At 65.6% G+C, this 24535-nt stretch carries 16 protein-coding genes; 7 read left to right on the plus strand and 9 right to left on the minus strand.

The window, feature by feature from the left end; genetic code table 11:
* Positions 1-150: 150 nt before the first annotated feature.
* Both VN634_04425 and VN634_04430 read right to left on the minus strand, forming a co-directional pair.
* A complete protein-coding gene (locus VN634_04425) occupies positions 151-753 on the minus strand; it encodes a SprT-like domain-containing protein (protein ID HXC50106.1) in 603 nt (200 codons plus the stop codon).
* A gap of 139 nt (positions 754-892) precedes the next feature.
* Positions 893-1540 (minus strand): DedA family protein, encoded by a 648-nt coding sequence (locus VN634_04430; protein HXC50107.1) that lies wholly within the window; start codon positions 1538-1540, stop codon positions 893-895.
* Between the two features lie 281 nt (positions 1541-1821).
* Between VN634_04430 and VN634_04435 the strand changes: the two genes are divergently transcribed.
* Together VN634_04435 and VN634_04440 are read left to right on the plus strand one after the other, a co-directional pair.
* On the plus strand, positions 1822-2070 hold the full coding sequence (locus VN634_04435; protein ID HXC50108.1) for a hypothetical protein: 249 nt from the start codon (positions 1822-1824) through the stop codon (positions 2068-2070).
* A 368-nt stretch (positions 2071-2438) separates the two neighbouring features.
* A complete protein-coding gene (locus tag VN634_04440; GenBank protein HXC50109.1) occupies positions 2439-3875 on the plus strand; it encodes a coniferyl aldehyde dehydrogenase in 1437 nt (478 codons plus the stop codon).
* Positions 3876-4193: 318 nt separating this feature from the next.
* Here VN634_04440 and VN634_04445 read toward each other — a convergent pair whose 3' ends face one another.
* Both VN634_04445 and VN634_04450 read right to left on the minus strand, forming a co-directional pair.
* Positions 4194-5534, minus strand: a complete 1341-nt coding sequence (locus VN634_04445) for an amino acid permease (protein ID HXC50110.1) — start codon at positions 5532-5534, stop codon at positions 4194-4196.
* Positions 5535-5585: 51 nt separating this feature from the next.
* Complete coding sequence (locus VN634_04450; GenBank protein ID HXC50111.1) at positions 5586-9557, minus strand: FG-GAP-like repeat-containing protein; 3972 nt, start codon at positions 9555-9557, stop codon at positions 5586-5588.
* A gap of 361 nt (positions 9558-9918) precedes the next feature.
* Between VN634_04450 and VN634_04455 the strand changes: the two genes are divergently transcribed.
* Complete coding sequence (locus VN634_04455) at positions 9919-11712, plus strand: hypothetical protein (protein ID HXC50112.1); 1794 nt, start codon at positions 9919-9921, stop codon at positions 11710-11712.
* A 112-nt stretch (positions 11713-11824) separates the two neighbouring features.
* A complete protein-coding gene (locus tag VN634_04460; protein HXC50113.1) occupies positions 11825-14176 on the plus strand; it encodes a hypothetical protein in 2352 nt (783 codons plus the stop codon).
* Here VN634_04460 and VN634_04465 read toward each other — a convergent pair whose 3' ends face one another.
* The 3 genes from VN634_04465 to VN634_04475 form a co-directional block, all read right to left on the minus strand.
* Positions 14177-15334 (minus strand): acyl-CoA dehydrogenase family protein, encoded by a 1158-nt coding sequence (locus VN634_04465; GenBank protein HXC50114.1) that lies wholly within the window; start codon positions 15332-15334, stop codon positions 14177-14179. It lies immediately after the preceding gene.
* A gap of 13 nt (positions 15335-15347) precedes the next feature.
* The gene (locus VN634_04470) at positions 15348-16535 is read right to left on the minus strand and encodes an acyl-CoA dehydrogenase family protein (protein ID HXC50115.1); all 1188 of its coding nucleotides are present in this window, start codon (positions 16533-16535) and stop codon (positions 15348-15350) included.
* Between the two features lie 161 nt (positions 16536-16696).
* On the minus strand, positions 16697-17344 hold the full coding sequence (locus VN634_04475) for a TetR/AcrR family transcriptional regulator (GenBank protein HXC50116.1): 648 nt from the start codon (positions 17342-17344) through the stop codon (positions 16697-16699).
* A gap of 150 nt (positions 17345-17494) precedes the next feature.
* Here VN634_04475 and VN634_04480 point away from each other — a divergent pair, with 150 nt between their 5' ends.
* From VN634_04480 to VN634_04490, 3 genes are read left to right on the plus strand one after another with little or no spacing between them, the layout of a single operon-like run.
* The gene (locus VN634_04480; protein HXC50117.1) at positions 17495-19939 is read left to right on the plus strand and encodes a DUF3604 domain-containing protein; all 2445 of its coding nucleotides are present in this window, start codon (positions 17495-17497) and stop codon (positions 19937-19939) included.
* 47 nt (positions 19940-19986) lie between these two features.
* Positions 19987-20934, plus strand: a complete 948-nt coding sequence (locus VN634_04485; GenBank protein HXC50118.1) for a peptidylprolyl isomerase — start codon at positions 19987-19989, stop codon at positions 20932-20934.
* Positions 20927-21982, plus strand: coding sequence for a HupE/UreJ family protein (locus tag VN634_04490; GenBank protein HXC50119.1), 1056 nt, complete (start codon positions 20927-20929; stop codon positions 21980-21982). Before VN634_04485 ends, VN634_04490 begins: the two co-directional genes overlap by 8 nt.
* A gap of 21 nt (positions 21983-22003) precedes the next feature.
* Here the strand turns inward: VN634_04490 and menE are convergent, their stop codons facing one another.
* Positions 22004-23449: an o-succinylbenzoate--CoA ligase gene (gene menE / locus VN634_04495; protein HXC50120.1), complete on the minus strand. Its 1446-nt coding sequence runs from the start codon at positions 23447-23449 to the stop codon at positions 22004-22006.
* Positions 23446-24531, minus strand: a complete 1086-nt coding sequence (locus tag VN634_04500; protein HXC50121.1) for a mandelate racemase/muconate lactonizing enzyme family protein — start codon at positions 24529-24531, stop codon at positions 23446-23448. Before VN634_04500 ends, menE begins: the two co-directional genes overlap by 4 nt.
* Between the last annotated feature and the right edge of the window lie 4 nt (positions 24532-24535).

Genomic DNA, 24535 nt, shown 5'->3' on the forward strand with positions numbered 1-24535 from the left:
CGATCGATTCGCCGGATCCGGCCCGTGGCTCAGCGTCGGCGGGCCCAAATCGCCAACTACAACGGTTTTCACCTGATGTCGATGTAAAAATCCGAATGACGCGGGCGTGATGACGCTTGGATCACAGTGCGCTGCGACTAAGGCGCGACGTCAGCGCGGCCGCGGATGCTTTGATCCTGCCAGGCTGCTCTTGCTCGCCGCCGCGCGCTTGCGATCCCGTCGCTCGGGAGCCACCGGCCGCTTCTTTCTTGCTGCCTCCTCGCGCCGGATCACGAGGCGACCGTCGCTGCCCTCGGTCAGGCACGTCCGGCAACGCCACCGGTGCATCGGGCGCGCGGCGTGGCGCGACCTCTCGCAGTTGGGGCAATGGTGCAGGTAGACGATGCGGCTCTCGGCGTCCTTGCTGCGGACGACGACAGGGATGCGGACGCGCGGCTCGAAACCGGCCATACGCATCAACTCTTCCCATTCCGAGCCATGCGGCCTGGCCGCGTTCCCGTAGAGCTCGAAGACGGCGGCATGCGCGGCTTCGTGGCAGAGAATTTCGGCGAGCAGGTGCGACTGCGAGTCGCGCAGCGACGGTGTCAGCCGGATGAGCTGTTCTTCCTGGTAACAGCGGCCGAACGCGCGGCGAAGGCGCGGCGAAAATTCGATCCGCAGCGTGTCGGCGAGAGACGGGGTATCCCAACGCGAAAGCCAGTGAGCCACGCGCTTTTGCAGCCGCTGGGGAAGCTCGGAGTTCTGGAGTGACATGGGCGCGGAAGCTAGCACGACGTTGCGTGCAGTTCCCATTCGCATCCGCCTGCCGGCGGGACCGCTGAATTTGCATCTTCCGGCCGAATGGGCGTCGTCCGGACAGCCGAGCTCTGCGAATATCGGCTCGATTCTTGACTCAGCCCGGGGTCGCCTCCCTTCGCAGCCTGCGCGCGATCACGTCGACGACGATGTACGCTGTGAACAGAACCACGGCTGCACCGACGAACCACAGCAGCTTGGCCTTGAGCACGCGGAGCAGTGCGTCGGGATCGGTCAGGAGATCAGGCTGATCCGATAGTACCTGTCCGCCAAACCACGCGAGCACGACACTCCAGAGAAACGAGCCGCCGAGCGTCATCGCCGAGAACATGCCGAACGGAACGCGAGCCGCCCCGGCCGGCAACGAGACGAGGTGACGCACGACGGGGAGAAGACGGGCGTAGAAGATACCTCCCGCGGAGTAGTGCTGGATCCATCGTTCGGCCAGTAGCCACTTCTTCTCCGGTACCAGTACGTACTTGCCGTAGCGCAGGATCAGCGGGCGGCCGATCCAGTTCGCAGCGAAATACGAAACGCTCGAGCCGAAATACGAGCCGAGCGTCGACGCGAGGACGATCCCCCAGAAACTCATCTCGCCCTGCGCAGCCCAGTATGCGGCCGGCGGGACCACGACTTCGCTCGGGATCGGAAAGACGGTCGATTCCACCGCCATCAGCAGAAAAACGCCGAGATACCCCCAGCGTCTCGACAGCTGGAACCACGTGACGAACAAAGAATGAAGCATGGCCGGCAACCATATACGTGCGACGCCCCAGCGTGAAGCCTTGCCGGCCGGGCGGTTCCCGGTAGTGACTGCTTCGCAACAAACGGAATGTTCGCGAGCATTCGGTCAATCGCGTGGTCCTTCTCGAATACCTCTTGCTGGCTTTCGTCCGAGCAGGCTAACCAACAGTACAGACGAGCGAGATCTGCGCATTGCGTCCGTGGCTGCAAAAGCGAGATCGCAGGTTCGCGAGCAGGATGGGAGAGGTCAAGTCCAACATGCGAGCCGCAGATTTTTCGCCGATGCCCGTTCCCATCGCGCTGAGCCGGAGCCGCAAGCTTCAAGCCGCACGTCGAACCCGCCCACTCGCCGATCCGGGTGTTCCTGCCGCAAGGGAACCGTCTCCGCTCCACTCGTTCGAGGCCCTGGCCGGGGCGGTCTTCGTGGCGTCCATGGCGGCGTGCTGGATCGCGGTGGCATCGACCACTACGGCCCCGCTGGTTGCGGCCAGTGAGCTGCTGACGCGTGCGGCGCGGGCTTCGGACCGCTGACTCCAGCGTTCAAGGGACCAGTCCGAATCCGAGATGGTCAGGCGGGTTACGAACCGGTCGCCGCGTCTCCTCAGCGAACCTCATCCTCGTCCACTCGCGACGTGGCGACCGGCCTCCGCATAGCACCATCGTCACCATGCTGAGCGAAGCCGGCGCCGTGCGTATCTTCTGCGATTGCGGAGCTTCGCGCGGCGAGGACATCGGGGCGGTCGCACCGCGCGAAGCCGTGGACCCCACCGGAGCGGCCGGCCCGAACCTGTTGTCTCCGCGAAGCGGAGAAGACACCATCGCTCGAGGCGGCGCGCGAATGCCGCCTCACATCCAGAAATTGCGTCTATCCGCATGCCGGACAGACCGGGAGGCTCACCATGGCCCAGACTGCGCAGCTTCGTGTCATTCACTCCGCCGAAAACGAGTGCGAGCGGATCTACAAGATTCAACGCGAAGCCTACCTTCGTCATCCTTATCCGACGGCCGAGGAGCGGCGCGCGAACCTTTCGAAGCTCGAACAGATTCTCGCGGCCAACGTGGACCAGATCGCAGCGATGATCGGAAAGGACTTCGGACATCGCTGCGCCGAAGAGACCAAGCTTCTGGAAATCTTCACGAGCATCGACGGCATCCGTGACGCACGAAAGAAGGTCGGCAAATGGATGGCCCCTGAGCGGCGCCACGTCTCCATCCTGTTTGCGACCGGAAAGAACCGCGTGATCCCTCAGCCGAAGGGCGTGGTCGGAATCGTCGTTCCGTGGAATTACCCGCTGTTTCTGCTGATGGGGCCGCTGACGAGCGCGCTCGCGGCCGGCAATCGCTGCATGGTCAAGATGGCGGCCAATTCGACCAATCTCTGCAAGTTCCTCGCGGGCAAGTTCGCCGAAGTCTTTCCGGAAGACACGGTGGCGATCCTGCCGGGAGTCAAGGGTTCGGATTTTTCGAGCCTGCCGTTCGATCACCTGCTGTTCACGGGCTCGGCCGATGCCGGGCGCAACGTGATGCGCGCGGCGGCAGAGAACCTGACTCCGGTCACGCTCGAGCTTGGCGGGAAGTCGCCGACGGTCGTCTGCGAGGACTTCGACGTCGAAACCGCGGCCTCGCGCATCCTGTACGCGAAATACGTCAACGCCGGCCAGACCTGCCTCGCGCCGGACTACGTGATGGTTCCGAAGGACAAGCGCGACAAGTTCGTCGAGGCCTGCAAGCGCATTCTCCCGCAGCGGTATCCGGATACGTCCGACCCGAGCTACACGTCGCTGATCGACGACAAGGCCTACAAGCGGCTGCGTGCGACCCTCGATGATGCGGTCGCCAAGGGCGCCGAAGTGGTGCCGCTCGTTCCCGGCGCGCAGTTCGACGACAAGCTTCGCAAATTTCCCCCGCATCTCGTGCTCAATCCGACCGAAGACATGATGGTCATGCGCGAGGAAATCTTCGGGCCACTGCTGCCGGTCAAGACCTACGACCATCTCGACGACGTGCTCCGCTACGTGAACTCGAAGGACCGCCCGCTCGGCTTCTACCTGTTCACGAACGACAAGGAGCGCGAGGAGAAGCTGATCTACGGCACCATTTCCGGAGGCGTCACCGTCAACAACTGCGTCATGCACGTGGCGCAGCACGACATGCCGTTCGGCGGCGTGGGTTCGAGCGGCATGGGGCACTATCATGCACGCGAAGGCTTCGTCGAAATGAGCAAGCTGCGGCCGGTGCACACCAATCCGAAGCTGCCTGGTGTTGAGCAGTTTTATCCGCCGTACGGCAGGAAGCACTCCCTGCTCTTCAACATGCTGTTGCGGTTCAAGAGATAGGGGCTGTTGAGATTCAAGAGCGGGGACGGCCGCGGATAAGGGCCCATCTGCTTCGTTGGATTTCGCTTCGCTCGCTACAACGTACGGGAAGTACGCCTCCGCTCGCGAAGCGAAATCCGCCTCGCATCTGGACCCTTCTCCGCGACCGCTGTCCGCGCGGACGTCGATAAGGGCCCATCTCCTTCGTTCGACATCGGGCCGGTCGCTTCAACGTGGCTCCGCCACGCCTCAGCTCCCTTTACCCGACGTCTGCCTCGGATCTGGACCCTTCTCGACGCCCGCGGTTTTGTGGTGGGCGGGCTTGAGCCCGCGACCTCTTTATTTTTGTCTGACGAAGAAGGCGTAGGCGGGGAGGGCTGTGGCGGTTACGGCCAGGGCGGCGGCGCATTCGATCGGGCGGCCGATGAGCATTGCGATGGCGATGGCGGCGTTGGCTACCAGGTAGAGCGCAGGGACGAGCGGGTAGCCCCATGCGCGATACGGGCGCGGGCGGTGGGGATGGCGGCGGCGGAGCTGGTAGAGCGCGGCGGTGTCGGCGATCGTTGCGAGCACGATCGCGAACGTCGTGTAGTCGAGGACGCTCGGGAAACGCCGCAGCAGCACGATCAGCGCGATCGCGGTCATGGCCTGAACCGCGATCGCGATGTGCGGGGTACGGTAGCGCTCATGCACTCCCTGGACCGAACGGAAGAACAGCCCGTCGATCGCCATGGCGTAGGCGATGCGAGGTCCGACGAGGATCGTCGCGTTCAGACAGCTCAGGATCGAGCCGAGGATCAGAACCGACGCGATGGTCGCGCCGTGCTCGCCGAAGAATACGCGCGCAGCGGCTTCGCCGACGTTGGCGTTTGCGCGCATCGCATCGATCGACAGCGCATCGAGATACGCGAGGTTGACGGCCAGGTAGATCGCCGTCGAGATGGCGAGGCCGGCGAACAGCGAGAGCGGAAGATTGCGCTCGGGGCGGCGGATCTCACTCGCGACGTACACCGACGCGTTCCAGCCGAGATAGCTGAACAGCACCGGCGAGAGCGCCAGCCCGAAGCCCATCGCGGTAATCCCGCCGCCGGGGGCAACAGCAGATGGCGCCGGAGCGGGCGTGGCCGTCCCTGCAAGGTGCAGGAACATCGGTCCGATCACCGCGAGCGCGGCCAGCGCAGCGATCTTAAGGCCGGCGGTTACGTTGTTGAGCCACGCCGCGAGCCGCACGCCGCGAAAATGAATGGCCGACGTGGCGAGCGTGATCGCGACCGCGAATGCGGTGCGCACTCCTGCGCTCATCGGGACGAAATGCGCCAGTCCGTCGACGAAGCCGACGGCAAGCGTCGCGACGGTTCCGGCATAGATCACGAAGAACGACAGCCAGCCGATCACGAAGCCGGCGAGCGGATGCCACGCCTCGCGAAGGTAGACGTAGTCGCCGCCGGCGTGCGGGTACATGGCGCCGAGCTCGGCGTTGGCGAGCGCGCCGGCCAGCGACAGCACGCCTCCGAGCACCCAGGCCGCAAGGAACGCGCCCGCGCTCGGCAGCGCGGCTGCTACCTGGCCCGGCGTCAGGAAGATCCCGACGCCGATCACCGACGAGACGACGAGCAGCGTCGCGTCGGCCAGCGACAGGGCCGGCTCGAGGCGATCGAGTGGATGACGATCCGAAGCCATCACTGCCTTGCCGTTGCCCGTACCCGGGCGAAACGGCGGCGAGTCATTCCGTTACAGCTTGGGCTTCTTGCACTTCAGCTGATCGTGATCGTCGTTCGGCTCGCAGATGCGCGTGCGCTCGATGCACACGTCACCGATGCGCAGCTTGAGGAACACGCGCTCGTCCGCCGGTGACGCATCGACCTCGCTCGCCTTGACCTGGAACTTCCAGATTCCTTTCTTGAGCTTGAAACTGACCTTGGTCACGCCCGGCGCGTCGGCCGAGAACTTGTACGACGTGTTCGAGGTGTTGCCCGTAAAGCTCGCCGCCGGAATCAACTGATTGAACTCGGGCGTGTCCGGCGAGCCGATCGTGATTTCGACGCTGTTCGCGACCGGGTCGAACCCGCGTCCGGCGGTATTGACGAAGCCCTTGATCTGCAGCTTGTCGTTGCCGGCGCCTGTCGGGTACTTCATCGAGACCTTCTCGAGCATCGAACGGTATTCGGACGTGCACTCGCCGGACGATGTCGCAACGCCGGAATTGAGGTTGCCGCTTCGATGGATGTCGCGCGACACCGTTGCCCACTGCACGCTCTTGGTGCCGGAACGCTCGTACGACGCGCCTGTTCCCCACGCGTACAGATTTCCTTCCCGGGTGATCGCGACGACATCGAGCGTGCCGTTGTTGTCGATATCGCCGGCGGTCGCGGCGCCGACCATCCAGCCGCCGGTGAACTTCGGCCAGCCCGCCGGCTCGCCGCCGCCGGCCCGGAATGCGTGCAGGTAGTAACCGCCGCTGCCCTGCAGGAGCTCGGCGATCGAGTCGCCGTCGATGTCGGCAACCGCGGGAGAGGAGAGGAACTGGAGGTCCTCCTCGCGTTGCGGAAACGCAGGCAGTCCGTGCCCGTCGGATGCCGACCACGCCATGAGCTGATGGTCACCGGGACCCTGGAATGCCGGGCCCTGGTTGTCGACGAGCTGATGGGCGCCGACGCTCGGCAGCGCAAAATCGAGCGTGCCGTTGGAAAAGAAGTCGCCGACGGCTCCGCTGCTGAGCAGCGCGAACGTGAGCGGAAAGTCGTCGCTCGATGCGTCCGGATTGCTGGCGAGAGTCAGCGACGGGTTGAAGACGTTGTACTTTCCGGACGTGGATCCGAAGTACGACAGGCCCGTGCCCTGCAGGAGATACGCGGGTCCGTTGTTGCCGTTGATGAAGACTTCGTCGTCGCCGTCATCGTCGACGTCGGCAAGCGCCGGCGCAGCGGTGACTCCGTGTCCCACGGTCGGCAGCAGGTCTTTCGTCAGCATTCCGAGTCTGGCCGGCCAGCCTTCGAGGAACGGTCCGCTCGCGTTGGGCGTCTCGACGAGCGCGGGATCGTCGTTGCCGAAACGCGACACCGCATAGATTCGGCCGTTCACGTTGTCGAGGGAGTTCGAAAGCAGCCCGAACGTCGGGTTGCTGATGAAGAAGTTCGAGGTTTCCCCGCGCACGTATTCTTCGTTGGATCCGAGCACGATCTCGAGATGGCCGTCGCCGTCGAGGTCGCCGACCGACGGCGAGCTGAGCAGCTTGGTGCCGATCGAGCCGACCGGCTGTCCGCTGACGAGCTTCCAGGTCACCTGGTGGTTGGTCGCATTGACGCTCGACATGCGGTCCTGGTCGACGATCAGCACCGGAAAGCCGGCGTGCGTCGTCCCGTTGCTGTTCCAGACGTACAGATGCCGGTCCATCGCAGCGACCAGGATCTCGAGCGTTCCGTCGCCGTCGAGATCGGCCAGGGTCGGCGCCGCAAGCACGCCGTAGTCGAGACGGTTGGCTTCGTTGCGGATCGCAGGGTCGGAATAGACGGGATTGAGGGAAACCGGGAAGCCCGGAAGCGCGGTTCCGTCGTCGCGGAACACGTAGACCGAGCCGTCCATGTCGGCCGCGACGACCTCGTCGTCGCCGTCGTTGTCGACGTCGCCGATCGCGACGCCGGCGAGAATCGACGAATGATAGTCGTTGCCGAGCGCGAGCGGAGCGAAGGATGCCGAGCTCGCGAGCTGCATGGGATTGGTCTCGACCGGCCAGCCGGCAAGCTCGCTGCCGCTGCCGTCGAGGATGTGCAGCTTGCCGTCGGCCGCTCCGAAAATGATCTCCTGTGCGCCGTCACCGTCCATGTCGTGCAGCAGTGGCGCAGAGTCGCCCGATACGCCGACCTCGATCGGAAAGCCGGGCATCAGCGACGAGTCGTGCTCGAGCGTGACGTTGCGCCGCGCCTGTCCCACGTTGCCGAGACTGTCCTGGACGGTCACGCGAATGGTGACGGCGTAGGACTCGTCGAAATCATCCTCGTTGGTACGCGGCAGCGTCAGGCTGGCGAAACCGCATTCGGCGGCTGCGGCTGCCGTGTCGAACGTTGCGAGCAGGCTGTTCTCGATCGGAGTTCCGCCGAGCGCGGCCGAAGCGATCGTGTGGCCGATCATCGCGAAATCGGATTCGAGCGGATCGACGCCGCACGCCCAGTCGACCACGTAGCTCGCGTTGTTGGCATCGCGCTGCGCAGCCGCCGTGCCGGTGATCGACAGGATCGGCGTCACGGTGGGATCGACGTTGACGAACCACGCCGGCGACTGGATGTCGGCCTCGGGCGGGATCGTGCCCGCGTCGATCGCCTCGATTGCCGTGCGCACGTTGGCCCTGCCGTAGCCGAAATACTTGTCGAAGCCGGCGTGCGACGGGAAGCGCTCGTCGATCAGGTCGGGAAACAGGATGAGCAGCGTCCCGGCGGGCGTCAGCGTCGGGCTGACTGCCGAGAAATCGATATCGTCTGCCGTCATGCGCATCAGCTGGTAGATTTCGGTCGGCGACAGCGGCTTGCCGCTGGGGTGCGGAGAGATCGCCCCGAGCTCGATCTGGTTTTTTGCGCGCGCGAGCATCAGCGCGAAGATGCCGGCGGCGCGACCGGTGGCTTCCGACGAGCATGAATTGGATGCGATCGCCGCGTCGGCGCGGCCGCTGTAGTTCGTGCAGCCGTTGAGCAGCAGGTTGGTCGGATTGGTGACCGCCGTGCCGTCTTTCGGGCGCACCGAGTTTGCCCAGAAGCCGTGCGTGTATACGGCCGGGAAATTGTGGTGGTAGCTCTGCTCGTCGGCCGCAGACAGCACCATCGGCACGCCCTGCTCGAACGCGTACTCGACCGCATTCTGCGCGAGCTTGGTGTTGTTGAGGGCTCCGAGCGCCTCGGAAATCACGCTGACGCCGCGGTCGAGCGCGTATGCCACGCCGGCGCCGAAATCGTTGCCGTCGGCGACGAAGCTGTCGCTCACCTTGATCGGCACGAACATCGCATTCGGCGCGACACCCCACGATCCGCCGTCGTTCACTTCTCCGCTCGAGTCCTTGGATTCGCCGGTTCCGTGTCCGTAGTCCGCGTCGTCGAACGGATCGTTGTCGTGCTCGTGCGTGTCCCATCCGCAGATGTCGTCGACGTAGCCGTTGGCGTCGTCGTCGACACCGTCGCTGAACACGAGGATCAGGTCGCGTGGATCGCGGATTCCGTTTCCGTCGACGTCGCTCACCCTCGAATCGGTCGCATAATCGTTGATGTTGAAGACGCCGTCGCCGTTCTTGTCGTAGACGAGGCTGCCTTCGGGTAGCGGCAGCTCGGCCTGGTTCAGCGCGGCCTTGCGGACGTTGTCGTGGTCGTAGCGGATGCCGGAGTCGAGGTGGGCCACCGTCACGTCGGGACGCCCCGTCGTGAGTTGCCACGCGGTATCGATGCTCATGCCGGCCACACCGCCGAGCTCCTCCGGCGTATTCGGCAGCGAAGGATCGACCAGGGACGACGCGCGGAAGTCGTACTGGCCGATCTCGTTCGGTCTCACGGGCGGCGCGACGACCGCCGTATGCATGTAATCCTTGTAGTCGTTGGGGTCCGCACAGCCGCCGCAGGCCGGGTATGGAAATTCGGCATGGGCAGGGGCCGTGACGAGGATCGTCGCCAGAACCGAGGCCAGAAAGCGTATCGACGGTCGGAGGCAGGAACTTAGAAGGCTCATAGGGACCTCGCGGAAACAGGCTGGGGACTCAAGGGGGTAAGAAGCCCTGCACGTTGAGCTTCTGGCACGGGTAATTCAATAGTCGGATGACCCGGCGCGGATGCCCCGAATGCTTTACAGGCCCCCGCTCGGAGCGTAGAACGCACACCTGCGGGTAGCGGGGCTGCCCGTCTCTCAGCAAGGGGAATCGACGCCACGCCGTCGAGAACGGGACGACGGCGGACGCTGTCGAGTACGGGGATCGGCGACTCGAGTCGCTGCAAAAGTGTTCGGAGGGAGGCAACTCATGTTTGGACGGCTCGTAAGGTCGGCAGCGACAGCTGCATTGCTATTGTCCGTTGTGTGTTCCGGATCGGTTGCGATGGCCGGCGATGCCTGCCCCGACGAAGTCTGCGGGGTAACCGAGGATTGCATCACCTGTCCTCAGGACTGCGGGCCGTGCGAGACAGTCCCGCAGGGCTCCACGACGACGTCAACGACGACCTCCACGACGACGTCGACCACGTCGTCCACAACGTCGACGACCTTGATGATCGGTTCGACGACCTCAACGACCACCTCGACGAGCACGACCAGCACCACATCGACGACTTCGACGACCAGCGGAGAGCCTACCGGAGCGTGCTGCTCGGGTGGTTTCTGTACCGACGCGCTCACGCAGGCGTTCTGTGAAGTCGGCACGTGGCATGAGGACCAGATCTGCAGCCAGGCGCTCTGTGCCACTTGCGGCAACAACTGCGTCGAGTTCGGCGAAACCTGCGACGACGGCGACAGCGACAGCGGGGACGGCTGCGACTCGAGCTGTCATGAAGAGACCTGCTACTCGTGCTCCGAGAGCTTTGGCGACGTGCAGCCGACTGCTTTCGTGGGTTGCGCCGGGCCGTCGACGTGCCGGCTGACGGGCAACTGCGACGTCTGCGGTGACGAAGAAGTCGGACCAAGCGAGCAGTGCGACGACGGCAATACCGCCAGCGGCGACTGCTGCAGCTCGACCTGCCAGTTCGAGGCGAACCAGTCGCCGTGCACCGACGGCCAGTTCTGCAACGGTCCCGAGAAATGCAACGGCGCCGGCGCCTGCGTAAACCAGGAATCGCCGCCGGACTGCTCCGGCGTCAGCACGCAGTGCGCAGACGGCATCTGCGATCCGCAGCAGAACGCATGCGTGGCTTCGGGCGCCAAGAACGAAGGCTCTCCGTGCACCGACGCCAGCGCATGCACGCTCGCCGGCAGCGGCGTCTGCACGAGCGGCCAGTGCGTCGGTCAGGGATCGACTCTGTCGCCGTCGTGCCGATGGATCATCGTCGCCGGTAACTGGCATCTCGTCGCCAATAGTCCGGTTCGGGAAACCTCGGTCGCGGTTCGCAACGGACGCGGCTCTCTCGCGGACGCGAGCTTCTGCGGAGACACCGGCAAAGGCGGCGGCATGACCGCGGGCAGCTACATCGTCACGGCATCGAGCGGAACGGGAATCCGTTTCGGCAGGACGGCCGAGGTCGACGGCGACATCGCCACCGACGGCGCGGCCGTCATGAGCACGCTGTACGGAAAGGTCCCGGGGACGCAGGTCAAGAGCGTGCCGGGCGGGACCACGATGGCGAAGCTGCCGACCGGCACGGTGAGCACCAACGGATCGAGTCAGCTGGTCGATGTCTGCAACAACGACCAGGCGGAGCTGCTCGCAGCGGAAGACACGCTGAACGCGAAGCCGAACACACTGCCGCTGCTGAATCCGCCCAACACCCCGATCAAGGTCGGCGTCGGCAAGTCGTACTCGCTCGACGTCACCGGTGACGGCATCGTCGTGGTCGAAACGCCGCAGATCAAGGTGGCGCACCACGGCTCGATCAACCTGACCGGCGGACCGAACGACGTCGTGATGTTCCGCATCCTCAACGGACGGTTCAGTCTCGGCTACGGCGCAAAGGTCGTCCTGAACGGCGGGCTCAAGCCGGAGAACGTGCTGTTCTACAGCGAGTGGAAAGTCTGCCGTCTTGCGCCGGGCGTGACAGGTTTCGGAACGGTCTTCTGCCCGGCTGCCGGCAAGTTCATCATCGGCGCCGGTGTGAACTGGTCCGGTACGTTCCTCGGCGGCACCAAGGAGATCAAGGCCCGCAGCGGGGCCGACCTCATCCACGTTCCGTTTACCGGATTCTGATCCGGCAACGATGCGGCCGCCTGGCGGCCGCGAAATCGAAGGGCCGATTCCGAAAGGGATCGGCCCTTCGTGTTTGCCATGAGGCTGCTGGTCGCATAGCTCACAGCTGCCGATGGCGACCGAAGAATCGAGCGCCGGCGGCCCCGGCCTGCGCGAGAATGCGACCGCCTTCCTGGTCGCCGGCGCGCTGCTGCTTTTCCAGATCACGTTCACGCGACTGATCAGCTACAAGCTGTTCTACCATTTCGTCTTCTTTGCGATCTCGCTGTCGATGCTCGGCCTCGGTGCGGCGGGTACATATGTTGCGCTTCACACCAGGCGGCGTGGGGCCGCGATAGGAATCCACCGCTGGCTCGCGATGCTCGCGGTTTCGGTGCCGATCGTGTTCCTTGCGATCGCCAATCCGGTCGGCGTGACGCACCACCCGCCGGTGCGAACCAAGCTGCTCGGCTCGGATGCGATCGCCTATCTTCTGTGGTGCGCACCGCTGCTGGTCTGGCTCAATTTCTGCGGCGGTGTCGTCCTGACCACGCTTTTTTCGCGTTTCAGCAGCCGCATGGGACGGCTCTATGCCGCCGATCTCTGCGGCGCCGCGATGGGCGGGCTCGCGTCGGTCGCCCTGATGCGTTCGTTCTCGCCGCCGGCGGCTTTCGTCTCCGGAGTCGTTCCGATCGTTGTTGCGCTGGTGGCGTACCGCGCTTCATGGCCGGGCTCGAGCGGGCGCGTACATCTTGCAGCTGTGTGCGCGAGCGCGCTCGCACTGTCGGCGGCGATCTTTGTCGGACCGGTCTGGCTCCGTAACTTCGAGAACTTCCGCGTCGAGGGCGGACGGCTTCGCAACGTCATCAAGTACGAGTGGAACCACATCATCCGCACCGATCACATGTCCGGATGGTACGTGCTCGACGGCGAAGCGGCCACGCGCATCAATCAGTGGAATCCCAATCCGGCACCACCTCGGACGCCCGCCTATGGGCTGGCTCCGAAATCGCCGTCGGTTGCGGTCATCGGTGTCGGCGGCGGCCGCGAGCTCGTCGAAGCGCTGCAGGCCGGTGCATCGTCGGTGCTGGCTATCGATCTGAACCCGACGATTCTTTCGTGGGCGCGCGGCGCCGACCGCGCACTCAACAAGGATCTCTATTACGACCCGCGCGTCGAAACGCAGCTCGGCGAAGGCCGGCACGTGGTGCGCTCGAGCGATCGCCGCTTCGACATGATCGTGATCCATGCGATCGACACGTATGCCGCAACCTCGGCCGGCGCCTACGCGCTGACGGAGAATTTCCTCTACACCAAGGAAGCGTTTGCCGATTACTGGCGCGCGTTGTCGGACGACGGCGTCCTCAGCGTCTCCAGGTGGATGTTCTATCCGCCGCGCGAAGATCTCCGCCTGTTCGCGACGGCGAAGGCTGCGCTCGAAGACCTCGGTGTCGCCGATCCGCTGCGGCATCTCGTCATGGTCGCGCCGCTCGGCGACGCGACCAAGCTCGGAGACAAACGGGTCTGGGGTTATCTGTCGATGTCGCGCCGCGAGCTCTCCGACGCGGACGTCGCGAGCCTGAACCAGGCGCTGCGCAAGAGGCACTGGAGCATTTTGTACGGGCCGGGCCTGAAGACGGGGACGCCGTTCGAGCAGCTCGCGCTGGCGGCGGATCCTTCCGATTTCCAGCGTACGTACCCGTATCTGGTCACGCCGGTAACGGACGCGAGCCCGTACCTGTTCCAGTTCTTCAATCCACTGAATGCGTCGTCCTACGCATCGAGCACCGAGTGGATGACGAGCAACGTCTACCAGTCGTCGGCGGTGATGCTGCTGGTGGCGCTGCTCGTCTGCATCGCCGGCAGCATCATCGTGATCCTGGCGCCGCTCGCATGGGCGAGTCGCGGCGCGGCGAATGCAGGTAACGAGATCGCTACGCTGCGAATGCGCGAGCTCGCGTACTTCTGCGGCCTCGGCCTCGGATTCATGGCGCTCGAAGTTCCGATCATCCAGGCGTTGTCGATGTATCTCGGTCACCCGACATACGGGCTGGCCGTAGCGCTCGTGGCGCTGCTGCTTTCGAGCGGCGCGGGCAGTCTTGTCGCCGACCGCCTCGATCCGGAGCCGTGGCTTCCGTGCGCGATCGCCGCGGCGCTGCTCGCTGCGCTCACCGTCGGTGCGTTTCCGCTTCTGCACGCGACGCTCGACCTGTCCGATCCCGCGCGCTTCGCGATCGCACTGGTCCTGCTCGCGGCGTGCGGTGTTCCGATGGGCATGCCGCTCGCACTCGGCGTTCGACGCCTCGGACGACGCAATCCGGCCGCAGTTGCATGGGCGTGGGGCGCCAACGGCGCATCATCGGTCGTCGGCTCGTGCCTGATCATGATCGCGATGGTGTTCGCCGGCTCGTCGGCAGCGCTTGCGATGGGTGCGCTATCTTACGCGATGTGCGCGATCGTCGCGGAGCGGCGTCCGGTCGCGTGATCAGCCGGCGGCCGCGCCGTCGAATCCGGGCTGCGACGCATACCGGCCGAGGTGCCAGTCGGCGTCGCCGAACAGGCTCTGCAGCACGCGGATGCGTTTGAAGTAGAGTCCGACGTCCTGCTCATCGGTGATCGCGATGCCGCCGAAAAGCTGCACGGCGTTTTCCTGCACGAACCAGCCGCCCTGCTGGAGCTGAACCTTGGCCGCGGAGATCGCCGCCTTGCGCCCGGCCTCGTCGCCCGAGTCGGCGTGGATGGCGGCAAAGATCATCATGCCGCGGCATAGCTCGACTTCGGCGAACATGTCGGCTGCCCGATGCTGCAGCGCCTGGAACGATCCGATCGCCTTGCCGAACTGTTTTCGCTGCTTGAGATAATCGACGGTCATCGCGAGCAGCGCGCCGAGGCCTCCCTGCGCTTCGGCGCACGCCGCGGCCGCGCCGCGATCGAGCGCCCATTCGATGTCCGCGAGCGCGTGGCCTTCGCTTCCGAGCAGCCGGTCGGCGCCGACTTCGACGCTGGAAAGCCGGACGAGGCCCGTCGACTGACCGTCCATGCCGTGGACGCGCACGCGCTCGAGACCGGGCGCGTCGCCATCGACGAGGAACAGCGAGAGCCCTGCAGCGTCGCGCGGACCACCGGACGTACGAGCGACGACGACGAATGCATCGGCTGCGTGCCCGTTGAGCACCCAGACTTTTTCACCGGTCAGCGTGTAACCTGACGCAGATTTCACGGCTTTGGTCTGGCAGTCGGCCGCTTCGTAGCGCGCCTGCCGCTCGGCGTATGCAAACGCGAGCGTGGTGCGTCCTTCGAGCATCGGAGCGAGAAACCGTTCGATCTGCTGCGGCGTTCCGAGCCGCGACAGGAGGCCGCCGGCCAGCACGACCGAGGCAATGTACGGTTCCGGCACGAGGCCGCGTCCGAGCTGCTCGAGAATCAGCGCGACGTCGACGAAGTTTCCGCCGTAGCCGCCCTGCTCTTCGGGAAACGCGACGGCGAGCCATCCGTAGTCGGCCATCGCCTTCCAGGTTTTTGCTTCGTAGCCCGCTTCGGTAGTGCGTAGATTGCGAAACCGCGAAATCGGCGAGTCGTTGTCGACAAAGCGCCGCACGGCATCGACCATCATCTTCTGTTCGTCAGTCAGCTCGAAGTTCATCGTGTTTGGTTTTTCAGCTCTGCGGCAGGCCGAGGATCATCTTGGCGATGATGTTTTTCTGGATTTCGTTGGAGCCGCCGTAGATCGTCGCGGCGCGCAGGTAGTTGAAGTTCGAAGCCATCCACAGCTGGTATTCGGGCATCGCTTCGGTCGGCGAATCGAACCAGCCGAGCGCGTTGTGGCCCATCGCATCCATCGCGAGCTCCGAGAGCTCCTGCTGGAGCTCGGTGCCGGCGATTTTCAGGATCGAGCTCTCCGGGCCGGGAGCATGTCCAAGCTGAGCGGACGCGAGCGTGCGAAGGTTCGCCATGCCGACGGTGCGCTGACGGATCTCGAGTTTTGCGAGACGGCGCCGAAACGCGTCGTCGTCCATCAGCGTCTTTCCGCGGACCGGAGTGTCGCGCGCGATGCGACGGATCAGCCGCAGCAGTCTGGCCGATTCGGCAACGCCGCCGATCGAGGTCCGCTCATGGCCGAGCAGGGCCTTCGCCATCGTCCAGCCCTGGTTTTCCGGACCGACGCGGTTGGCCTGCGGCACGCGCGCGTTATCGAACCACGTTTCGGAGAATGCCGGCGTGCCGCCGATCGTGAGGAACGGCTTCACTTCGATGCCGGGCGTATTCCTGATGTCGGCGAGCAGGAACGAAATTCCTTCCTGCTGCTTGCCGTTCGAGTTGGTGCGCGCGAGCACGAAGATCCAGTGCGCGTACTGCGCATAGGTCGTCCACGTCTTCTGTCCGTTCAGGACGTAGTCGTCGCCGTCCTTTTCGGCACGAAGCTGGAGGCTTGCCAGGTCGGAGCCCGAATTCGGCTCGCTGTACCCCTGGCACCAGATCTCTTCGCCGGAGAGGATTTTCGGCAGAAAGCGCTTCTTCTGCTCGTCGGTTCCGAACTGGATGATCAGCGGTCCGACCATGGTCAGGCCGAACGGCGAGAGCGACGGCGCGTTCGCGCGCGTCAGCTCCTCGCTGAAAATGTGGCGCTGGCCGACGTCCCAGCCGGTGCCACCGACTTCCTTCGGCCAGTGCGGCGCAGCCCATCCCTTCTCGTAAAGAATCCGGTGCCAGCGCAGCGTGTCTTCGTGCTCGTAGTGGCCGCCGTTCTCGGCCTTGTGCCGCAGCTCGGGCGGCATGGCTTCGGAGATGAAACGCCGGACTTCGTCGCGAAACGCGATCTGCTCTGGCGTGAAGGACATGTCCATGGGAAGGCTACCTCCGGAGATTCTGCGCGCATTTCATGCAAACCCGGGCGCGCGGCGACGGGACCGTAGCGAGCGCCGGAAATGAAGTAAACAGTGCTCGCTTTAGCGGAATCGTGAGGTCGCCTGGTGTGTCGAGTGGCGGGAAGACGGGGAAGTCGCGCTCACGCGCTGGGAAAGCACGACAGAATCGCGAGCAGCATCGACGTCACGGTCTGCGTCGCACGCTCGGAATCGAGCTCATGACGGATGCGCAGCTCGTTCCACGTCTCCCACGATGCGGTCGCCGACAGAGCGGCGACGACGCCCGTGCGCGCGTCTTCGCTGACCGCGGCAATTTCGCCGGCAAACGTTTTCTCGAGCTCGGTGCGCGCGAGCGCGCGCACCCACGAAAGCCGGCGCGCGACTTCCTCGGAGAACGGTTCGTGAAGAAGGGCGACGCGGCGAACCGGAGTCACGCGTTCGTTGAGCGTGCACCAGCGCCGCGCCAGATGGGAAGCCCTGTCGGCGACCGGCCCGGATTCGGGCGCCGGGTCCGGAAGGTCCCTGCCCACCCTCTGGATCTGCAGCGTGGCTGCTTCGCTGTGGAGGGTTTCCATGTCCTGGAAGTGCCGGAAGACCGCGCGCTCGGAAACGCCGGCCTGCGCGGCAATGGCCTTGGCAGTCGGCCGCATGTCCCCGGAATTGAGCAGGTTCAGGTACGCGTCCGCCACGGCGCGCCGCGTCGTCGCCGAACGGACGGCGCGGCCGTCTTCTTTTACCGGGTTCCTTTCGGGGCTCTCGGGGTCGAGGATCGTTGCGGCGGTACTCATCGTTGCGTCGATTATCAATTGTCAGGCAGGCTGACAACTGTTAGAACCCAGCGCGCTCGCAAACCGGGAGTCGGGGAGGAAATGCTCATGCAGATTCATCGTTTGGCCTGTCGTTCCGCGGCGGACACCAGCCGCGGCTGGGGGCGACTTATGGCCGCGGGGCTCGTCATCGCAACCACGGCCGCCACGCCGGCGGTCACGTCGTTTGCCGATCCGCCTCCGCCCGTCCAGGACTGGTCGCGCACCGAAACTCGCGCAGACTGTGCCGAGCACAACGCTTTACGCAACCCATATTTTGGCGACACCCACGTGCACACCAAGTATTCGGCCGATGCGGTGCTCGCGCGCACGCGCAACGACCCGCGCGACGCATACCGGTTCGCGATCGGAAAAGATCATCCGGGATTTCCGGATGACGGAACCGTAGGGCTCCCGCCGTTCGATACCAATGGCGATCCGCTGCGAACCGCGCACATCGACCGGCCGCTCGATTTCACTGCAGTGACCGATCACGCCGAAGGTTTCGGCGAGTCGAGCATCTGCCTTGATCCGCATCCGGAATACGACGGCGACGGAACCGGCTACAACGCTCCGCTTTGCGTCGGACTGCGCGACACGTTCGACAACGAGTACCATCCCGACAATGCGCTGCCTGCGGCGTTCATCTCGTTCTTCACGGCGCTGAGCCTTCCCAATCCGGGGCGCTTCCAGGACATCTGCGGCGACGCGCCCGGTTATACGAATTGCAGCACCGAAGCCGGAATCATCTGGCAGGCCACGCAGGATGCAGCCGAGGAGGTCTACGACCGGTCGGACGCGTGCTCGTTCACGAGCTTCGTCGCGTACGAATGGAGCGGCAACACGTACGGCAACAACCTCCACCGCAACATCATCTTCCGCAATGCCGAGGTTCCGGCGCTGCCGATCACGTACTACGAGCAGTGGAAGGCGGAAGACCTGTGGGCGCAGCTCCAGAGCCAGTGCCTCGACCAGCCGGGCAACTGCGACGTGCTGGCGATTCCGCACAATTCGAACATCGCGCAGGATGCGATGTTCTCGCGAAAGACATCCGACGGCGTGAGCCTGACCGCTGCGCAGGCGGCGGTGCGTGCGTCGTTCGAGCCGGTCATGGAGCTGACCCAGGTCAAGGGCGACTCCGAGTGCCGCGACGGCGTCGACGGCACCAGCGACGAGCTGTGCAGCTTCGAGAAACTGTCGCGCACGACTCTCCTGCAGGATCCTTCGAACTGGAACCAGGAATTCTCGCAGTACGCGTATGCGCGCGGCGCCCTCAAGCAGGGTCTGATCATCCAGGGCATCACCGGCGTGAACCCGTACGAGCTCGGATTCGTCGGAGGCACCGACACGCACAACGGCGTTCCGGGTGCGGTCAGCGAGATCGACTACGGTTCGATCGGCTTCAGCGGCGTCGCCGACTCGGAGCCGGCCTTCATCCTGGCCGAAGCCACTCCGCCTTCGAAGATCCAGTCGAATCCCGGCGGCCTCTCGGTCGTGTGGGCCGAAGAGAATTCGCGCGATGCGATCTTCGCGGCCCTGCGCCGCAAGGAGACGTACTCGACGAGCGGCACGCGCCCGATCGTGCGCTCGTTCGCCGGACGCTACCCGCTCGACCTCTGCACCAACGGCGAGAATTTCGTCGCGGAAGGTTACGACAAGGGCAAGCCGATGGGCGGCGACATCGGTCCGGTCCTCGGCAAGGAGTCGCCGCGCTTTGCGGTCATGGCGATGATGGACAACGGAACCGTCGAGCGTCCCGGCACGCCGCTGCAGCACATCCAGATGATCAAGGGCTGGATCGACAACGGTGAGACGTTCGAGAAGGTCTACGAGATTGCCGGCAATCCCGAGAACGGCGCCGGCGTCAACGAAGCCACCTGCGAGGAAACGAATTCCGCGAACGGATTCCCGACTCTGTGCACGGTCTGGGAGGATCCCGATTTCGATCCGGAGCTTCACGCGTTCTACTACGTGCGCGTCCTCGAGGATCCCGTCTGCCGTTGGAGCAAGCGGCTGTGCAACACGCTCGGTGTCACTTGCCCGATCGATTCCGAAGATCCGTACGCCGAGTGCTGCGATCCGCACATTCCGACGACGATCCAGGAGCGCGCGGTGGCATCGCCGATCTGGTACCACCCGGACCAGCTGGGCATCACCAAGGCAGCGGTAAAATTCGGCAAGGACGGCGGCGACGATCGCCTGCAGATCCAGGCGTTCATTCCGGAGTCGCCGGGCGGCCTCGACCCCGCGGCCGACGGCATCACGCTGACGCTGCGCGACGACGCGACGGTATGGACCGCCGTGATCCCGGCCGGAGCCATGACCGTCAAGAAGCCCGGCTTCTTCCAGCTCAAGGACAAGGAAGGAACGCACGGCGGCGTGACGGGGCTGTCGATCAAGGTCTCGAAAGGTCTGGCGAAGATCAAGGTCAAGACCGGAGACCTCGACCTGGCAGCCATCGAGCGTGACCCCGACGTACCGACGACGCTGACACTCGATCTGACGAGCGGCGATTACAGCTCGACGACCGTAAGGGAATGGACCTACGAGGCCCCGAAGCTTACCGTCGCATTCTGATCTCCCGCCTCCAAAGATTGCTCCGCGCTCCGGCCCTGCATTTTGCAGTGGCCGGAGCGCTGTGTTTTTTCGCGTCGACCCGGTTCGAGACGGTCGCGTCCGATGCGTCGGTCGCATCGCCCGCATCGCGGCGGCTCGTCATCGACGCGACCCGCATCCGCGGATTGCAGCGCGACTACCGCCTCGCCAACCACGCGTCTCCGACCGAATCCGAGACCAGAGCGCTCGTCGCGGACCTCATCGACGAGGAGATCCTGTTTCGCGAGGCGATCGCGATGGGGTTCGACAAAGCCGACCGCTCGATCGGCTGGCGGCTCGTCCAGAAAATGCGCTACCTCGGCGAAGACGCCGGCGAGGACGTGACGACGCTCTACCGGCGCGCGCTCGCGATGGGCCTTCACAAGTCGGATCCGGTCGTCCGCCGCATCCTCGTCGAGAAGATGCGGCTGATCATCGGGCACTCCGGTCCGAAGCCCACCGATGCGGAGATTGCCGACTGGTTCGCCGCGCATCAGAGCGAGTACGGACAGGCCGCGCGCGTGACGTTCCGTCACGTGTTCTTCGACAAGGGCAGGCGCGGCGCCGCTGCTGCGGAGCAGGCCGCGCAAGCCGCAGCTGCCGAAGCTGCAGGGCATGGCGTCGAGATCGCGAAGTCACTTCATGGCGATCCGTTCGTGATGGGCACCGATCTTCCGTCGCAGGCTCGCAAGGATCTCGAAAAGCTCTTCGGCGCGGCGTTCGCCGACCAGGTGCTCTCGCTGCCCCAGGGTACGTGGAGCGGGCCGGTGGCCTCGGCATACGGCTGGCATCTGGTGTGGATCGAGAAGCGCTTCGACCCGCGCATTCCGGCGCTTGCCGAAGTGCGATCCCGCGTCCTGAAAAGCCTCGAGGCATCGCGCCGCGATCATCGCGTCGCCGAGTACCTGGCGCGCGTGCGGCCGGCTTATACGATCGAGGTCGACGAGGCAGCGATGCGCGGAGAGAAAAATGGCTGAGCGTCTGGCGTCTCGTCGCCGCACTGGCGCGCTCCCGACTCGCGCAGGCGAGCGTGGATGGCGATGCGTCGTTGCGGCACTCGTCGTCGCCGTGATGTCGCTCCCGGCCGGTCCGCGCATCGCGTCGGCGCACGCGCTCGATCCGGTGCTGTTCGAGCTCGACGAGCGCGCCGACGGCAAGATCGACGTCACGTGGAAGGCGCCGAACGCCAAAGTTCCGGGCCTCGACCTGGTCCCGATCCTGCCGCCCGAGTGCAAACGGGAAAGCGCCGCCGCCGACGTCAACGAAGAGGACGCGACGATCTCGCACTGGGTGCTCGACTGCGAAGGCGGCATCGTCGGACGAACCGTCGGGATCGCGGGGCTCGAGAGCACCGACGCGCTGCTGCGCGTGAGCCTTCGCTCGGGCGCGGTCGACCGCCGCGTGCTGGGCGCGGATCATCCGACCATCGTCATCGCGGCGCAGCCGACGCGCATGGCGGTATTCCGCGACTATGCGCGGCTCGGCATCGAGCATATCGCCACCGGCATCGATCACCTGCTGTTCGTGTTCGGCCTGCTGCTGCTGGCCGGCGGCACGCGGCTGCTGCTCGCGACGATCACGGCGTTCACGCTCGGGCACTCGGTCACGCTTGCGCTTGCGGCCCTGCAGATCGTCACCGTGCCGCAGGCGCCGGTGGAGGTCCTGATCGCGCTGACGATCTACATCCTTGCCGTCGAGCTCGCGCGCCCTGCGCGGCCCGGAGGCACGATGCTGCGGCGTCGTCCGTGGGCAATGGCGTTCACGTTCGGGCTCCTGCACGGTCTCGGCTTTGCCGGTGCGCTGCGCGAAGCGGGCCTGCCGCCGAACGACGTGCCGCTGGCGCTCGTCTCGTTCAACGTCGGAATCGAGATCGGGCAGCTCGCGTTCGTGGCCGTTGTGCTTGCCGTGCTCGCTGCGCTGGCATCGGCGATGCGGTCGTTGCCGGCGTGGACCGCGCGAATTCCCGTCTACGCGATGGGGACCGCGTCCGCGTACTGGATCTTCACGCGCGCTGCGGCGCTCTGACGTTCGGGCTCGCTGCAGCGATCAGGCGCGCTTTCGCAGCAGCTTGCCGGTTGCGTTGCGCGGAAGATCGCCGACCACGCGCACTTCGCGCGGAATCTTGTAGGCCGCGAGGCGGCCGCGGCACCAGCCGCGGATTTCATCCTCAGGCGGCGGTACGCCCGTACGCCGGAGCACGACCAGCGCAACGATTTTTTGACCCCACTCGTCGTCCGGTTCTCCGATGACCATGCTTTCGGCAACGTCGCGATGCTCTTCGAGCACGCGTTCGACCTCGTTCGGCGAGACGTTTTCTCCGCCGCTTACGATCAGGTCGTCGAGCCGCCCGGAGACCTCGAGCGCACGATCTTCACCGAGCCGTCCGATGTCGCCGGTTGCGAGCCAGCCGCGTCGGAACGCCGCGCGGTCCGCAGCCGGATTGCGCAGATAGCCGCGTGCCACGCCGGGTCCGCGAACGAGGATCTGTCCCCAGCCGCCGGCGTGCTCGCCGTTCTCGATCGGCTCGATGCGGATATCCACGCCGTCGAGCGCCTTGCCGGTCCTACCCTGCGCCGCGTAGATGCTGCCCGGTTCGCCTGTTGCGATCTGCGAGCATGCCTCGGTCATGCCGTACGTGGCGGCGACCGGCAGGCCGCGGTCGAGTGCGCGCCTTGCGAGCACGGCCGGCAGTGCTGCACCGCCGACGAGCACCGCGCGAACGCGCGCCGACACGTCGAACGTGTGCTCGAGAACGCGGTGGAGCATCGTCGGCACGAGCGAAATCATCGTCGCGTCGCCGCGCGTAAGGACAGCGGCGCAGCGTGCGGCATCGAATCCGTCTTCCAGGACCACGGTGCTTCCTTCGAGCGCGGAGCGCGCGAGGATCGAAAGCCCACCGACGTGGAAGAGCGGCATCGTGGCAAGCCACGTATCGCCGGCGCCATGACCGAGCCGCCGGCGCGATCCGTCGGCGCTCGCCGCGAAATTGGCGTTTGTCAGCACGACTCCCTTCGGCGCGCCGGTCGTTCCGGACGTAAACACGACGGCAAGAGCGGCGTCCCCGTCGATGCGCGCCGGTACGCAGGACGATCTCGCTCCGGCGCGCGCGACGTCGGCGAAAGAATCGACAACGCGGACGTCGCCGGGATCCGCTCTCTCGCCGGAAATCGTATCGACGAGCAGTCGCGGCAGCGCATGCGAAAGGATCCGTTCGGCTTCCGGCCGCGCGAGCCGGGTATTGACGGGCAGCATCGCGGCGCCGAGCCGCTGCACGGCATGGAGCGCGGCGACCATCTCGGGCGACGGCGCGCTGCGCACGGCCACGATGTCCCCGCGACCGACACCGAGGCGCGAAAAGCCCTCTGCAAGCGATTCCGCGCGCGCCGCCAGCGATGACCACGAGATACGTTCGCCATCGCAGCAGAGCGCAACGTCGTCCGGACGCTCGCGCGCACGATCCGCGAGCCACGGCGTCTTGAGAGCGGCCGTCATGCGACGTCGACGCCGAGTCCGGGCCCGCGGACGTCGGCAGCTGCGGTTGCCGCGTCGCCGTCGTCGAGAAAGAACAAACCGCCGAGACCGATCGCAGAGGCCGCCTTGCCGCTGCGGTCGGCGACCGCCGCTGCCACGTGAAGCGCCGCCGCGCGGCCGACCGGCCCTTCGATCGAATCGGTCACGACGACGTCGATGCCGGCGCGCTCGGCGACGGCGGCCATCGCGATTGCGGCGAGCGGCCCTCCGACGCGCTCGAGCTTGAGAACGAGCACGCGGAAACCACCCCGCCCGATCGCGCGCTCGAGGTCACGGATCTTCACGATCGATTCGTCGAGCGCGACGAGCGATGAGCGCTCGAGCTCCGCGACGCAGGCGGCATCCCGCAGCGGCTCCTCGACGAGCTCGGGCCTGCTTCCGGCAAGTCGATCGAGCGCATGCGCGGCTTCGCCCACGCCCCACGCGCCGTTGGCATCGAGGCGGATCGACGCGAGCGGGCCGATTGCAGCGCGCACAGCGCTGACACGGCGCACGTCGAGCTCGAGATCGTCCGCTCCGATCTTGATCTTGAAACAATCGAAACCGCGCGCAGCAAGGCGCGAAGCTTCGCTCGCCATCGCAACCGGCGCGGCCGCAGCGAGCAGCGCGCTGACCGGCAGCCGGCATCGATCCGCGCAAGCGCCGAGCAGACGCGCCACGCTCAGGCCCGAGCGCCGCGCTTCGATATCGACGAGTGCCGTCGCGAGCGACGACCGCACCGCCGACGCGCTCGCCTGCACGAAACTGCTCGCCGCGAGGTCTTCGGCGAGCGGCTTGCCGGTGCAGATGCTGCGGACCAGTGTGTCGAGCTGCGAATCGGTCCGGTCGGTGCGTTCGGCCGACAGCCACGTCACGGCGCTGGCCTCGCCGAGCCCGCAGGTGCCGTCGTCGCTGCGCAGCCGCAGCACACGGACGGACCGTGCCCGCACGACGCGGTCGCGACCTTGCAGAGGCTTTCGAAGCGGCACTTCGCTGCGCAGGACCTCGGCATCGACGATGCGGCCGCGAAACCGCATCGGCGTTTCCGCGGTGGCATCCGGCATCGCG

Source organism: Candidatus Limnocylindrales bacterium, from assembly GCA_035571835.1.
Taxonomy (GTDB): Bacteria; Desulfobacterota; Binatia; order UBA1149; family CAITLU01; genus DATNBU01.

Bases quoted from the DNA above. Each gene is read 5' to 3' on its own strand.
- VN634_04425 (HXC50106.1), bottom strand. From the start codon at position 753: ATGTCACTCCAGAACTCCGAGCTTCCCCAGCGGCTGCAAAAGCGCGTG.
- VN634_04430 (HXC50107.1), bottom strand. From the start codon at position 1,540: ATGCTTCATTCTTTGTTCGTCACGTGGTTCCAGCTGTCGAGACGCTGG.
- VN634_04435 (HXC50108.1), top strand. From the start codon at position 1,822: ATGCCCGTTCCCATCGCGCTGAGCCGGAGCCGCAAGCTTCAAGCCGCA.
- VN634_04440 (HXC50109.1), top strand. From the start codon at position 2,439: ATGGCCCAGACTGCGCAGCTTCGTGTCATTCACTCCGCCGAAAACGAG.
- VN634_04445 (HXC50110.1), bottom strand. From the start codon at position 5,534: ATGGCTTCGGATCGTCATCCACTCGATCGCCTCGAGCCGGCCCTGTCG.
- VN634_04450 (HXC50111.1), bottom strand. From the start codon at position 9,557: ATGAGCCTTCTAAGTTCCTGCCTCCGACCGTCGATACGCTTTCTGGCC.
- VN634_04455 (HXC50112.1), top strand. From the start codon at position 9,919: ATGGCCGGCGATGCCTGCCCCGACGAAGTCTGCGGGGTAACCGAGGAT.
- VN634_04460 (HXC50113.1), top strand. From the start codon at position 11,825: ATGGCGACCGAAGAATCGAGCGCCGGCGGCCCCGGCCTGCGCGAGAAT.
- VN634_04465 (HXC50114.1), bottom strand. From the start codon at position 15,334: ATGAACTTCGAGCTGACTGACGAACAGAAGATGATGGTCGATGCCGTG.
- VN634_04470 (HXC50115.1), bottom strand. From the start codon at position 16,535: ATGGACATGTCCTTCACGCCAGAGCAGATCGCGTTTCGCGACGAAGTC.
- VN634_04475 (HXC50116.1), bottom strand. From the start codon at position 17,344: ATGAGTACCGCCGCAACGATCCTCGACCCCGAGAGCCCCGAAAGGAAC.
- VN634_04480 (HXC50117.1), top strand. From the start codon at position 17,495: ATGGCCGCGGGGCTCGTCATCGCAACCACGGCCGCCACGCCGGCGGTC.
- VN634_04490 (HXC50119.1), top strand. From the start codon at position 20,927: ATGGCTGAGCGTCTGGCGTCTCGTCGCCGCACTGGCGCGCTCCCGACT.
- menE (HXC50120.1), bottom strand. From the start codon at position 23,449: ATGACGGCCGCTCTCAAGACGCCGTGGCTCGCGGATCGTGCGCGCGAG.
- VN634_04500 (HXC50121.1), bottom strand. From the start codon at position 24,531: ATGCCGGATGCCACCGCGGAAACGCCGATGCGGTTTCGCGGCCGCATC.